At 67.1% G+C, this 1,226-nt stretch carries 2 protein-coding genes; both read left to right on the forward strand.

Annotated elements, in window-relative coordinates; translation table 11 throughout:
* Positions 1-74 precede the first annotated feature (74 nt).
* Positions 75-752 carry an ISAs1 family transposase gene (locus BGIM_RS67740; protein ID WP_020467903.1) on the forward strand — a complete coding sequence of 226 codons (678 nt, stop codon included), beginning with the start codon at positions 75-77 and terminating at the stop codon, positions 750-752.
* Complete coding sequence (locus BGIM_RS67745; protein WP_072022227.1) at positions 649-1,221, forward strand: ISAs1 family transposase; 573 nt, start codon at positions 649-651, stop codon at positions 1,219-1,221. The genes BGIM_RS67740 and BGIM_RS67745 overlap by 104 nt, the downstream gene beginning before the upstream one ends.
* Positions 1,222-1,226: the final 5 nt, after the last annotated feature.

Raw genomic sequence — 1,226 nt, forward strand, 5'->3', positions numbered from 1 at the left:
CAGGGCTACTCAGCGGTTGATCTTGGGCAGGATGGCGAAATTGGTTATGGAGGATTTCCTTTTGGAGATCCGTCATGGCCGCGTCGCTGATCGATTTGTTGCGAGAACTCAAAGACCCGCGTGACCCGCGCGGGTTGCAGTATCCGCTGGCGTCCGTTCTGGGACTGTGCCTGGTCGCCATTCTCGCCGGGCACACCAGTCTGGCCGCCATTGCCCACTTCGGCCGTCTGCGCGGCCCGCGACTCGGCCACCCTCTCGGGTTCCCGAGCAAGAAGATGCCTGCGGCCAACACCCTGTCGTTGCTGCTGCGTGATCTGGACGCCGACCACCTGGACCGGATCATCGGGGCGTGGCTGGCCGGGCGGCACGCGGCCGGATGGGACCATGTGGCCATTGACGGCAAAGTTCTGCGCGGATCCCGCGACGGGGAGACGCCCGGCGTTCACTTGCTGGCCGCCTACGCCCCGCAGGCGGCGGCCGTGCTCGGCCAGTTGCGGGTCGAGGCGACCACGAACGAACACAAGACGGCGTTGCGTCTGCTCGGCGTCCTGCCGCCGCTGGGCGGGGCCGTGGTGACGGCCGACGCCATGTTCACGCACCGGGACGTGGCGTCCGAAGTGCTGGGACGGCAAGGGGATTATGTCTTGTATGCCAAGGACAACCAGGAGACGTTGCAAGCCGATATCGCCGCCGTGTTCGCCGCCGCCGAGTCCGGCGGCTTTTCCCCCCTTCCAACAAGAGCGGTGGCATGACGACGCCCAAACGGCCGCCTCGCGCGACAAGGGGCACGGGCGGCACGAACGGCGGACGCTGACGGCGACGACGTGGCTGAACCAATACCTGGACTGGCCTCGGGTGGGCCAGGTGTTCCGGCTGGTTCGGGAACGGCGGGCGAAGGGCGAGACGACCGTCGAAGTGGTGTACGGCCTCACCAGCCTGACGCGCGAGCATGCCGACGCGGACCGATTGCTGGCCCTGACGCGGGCGCATTGGGGAATTGAAAACGGTTTGCACTATACGCGAGACGAAACCTTGGGGGAGGACCGGTGTCGCGTGCGGCGCGGAGCTGCCCCGCGGGTGCTGGCCTCGCTGCGAAACGTGGCCGTTCATGTGCTGCGCGGGATGGACACGCCGAGCATGGCCGCCGCCACCCGCGAGTTCGCCGCCGACCCGAGACGTGCACTGGACTTCCTCACTGACCCAAGATCAACCTCTGAGTAGCCCTG

Source organism: Zavarzinella formosa DSM 19928 (assembly GCF_000255705.1).
Lineage (GTDB): Bacteria > Planctomycetota > Planctomycetia > Gemmatales > Gemmataceae > Zavarzinella > Zavarzinella formosa.

Excerpts from the sequence above, each read along its gene's own strand:
- BGIM_RS67740 (WP_020467903.1), top strand. The coding sequence starts at position 75 with ATGGCCGCGTCGCTGATCGATTTGTTGCGAGAACTCAAAGACCCGCGT.
- BGIM_RS67745 (WP_072022227.1), top strand. The coding sequence starts at position 649 with ATGCCAAGGACAACCAGGAGACGTTGCAAGCCGATATCGCCGCCGTGT.